The organism is Haloferax sp. Atlit-12N (genome assembly GCF_003383095.1).
Taxonomy (GTDB): domain Archaea; phylum Halobacteriota; class Halobacteria; order Halobacteriales; family Haloferacaceae; genus Haloferax.
Genome location: NZ_PSYW01000068.1, coordinates 1 through 531 on the forward strand (window position 1 = coordinate 1; position 531 = coordinate 531).

A 531-nucleotide genomic window follows, 5' to 3' on the forward strand; every position below is an offset into this window, starting at 1 on the left:
GGTCTGGAACCGAGGCCACGTATTGTAGTAATAATAGAAATCGGAGGCCTGAAGCTGGTCGTAGCTGGCATCTGGACCCTTGATGTAGGCCCCTGCGAGGTTGCCTGAGTAGTCGATGTTGGTTATGCCGATAGTCCCACTTGCGTCAGGACCGTTCCCATTCTCGACACGCCACAAGTGGGCCTGACGGGTAGACCCATTCACAAGCGTCAGGGTCTGACTCTCGACAGATGCAGGGAACGACCGGTCTGGGTTGGCGTCGCTAAGGTCGTTGAACGTGATGTAGCCAAGCGAACAGTCGAGATTCCATCCTCTTGCTCCGCCTGTTGGTAGAGCGTCCAAATCTGTCCCTGTGAAACATTCCATTGCTCGATGAAGTTTATCTGTCTTGTAGCGTAGTAATCGGCTATCGCTTCTTTCGCGGCTACTCTCGCTTGTGCCTTTGAAGAACCGTTTTCATACGCTTCAGCGACAGCAACTTGGGCCTTCATCCATGCGACAGACTGCGAATCGTTGAGGTAGTTCCCATAC

General features: G+C 53.1%; 1 pseudogene. It reads right to left on the reverse strand.

From position 1 onward, the window contains the following. Positions 1-209: 209 nt before the first annotated feature. Positions 210-531: pseudogene (locus C5B90_RS21135) on the reverse strand (hypothetical protein); the annotation flags it as partial.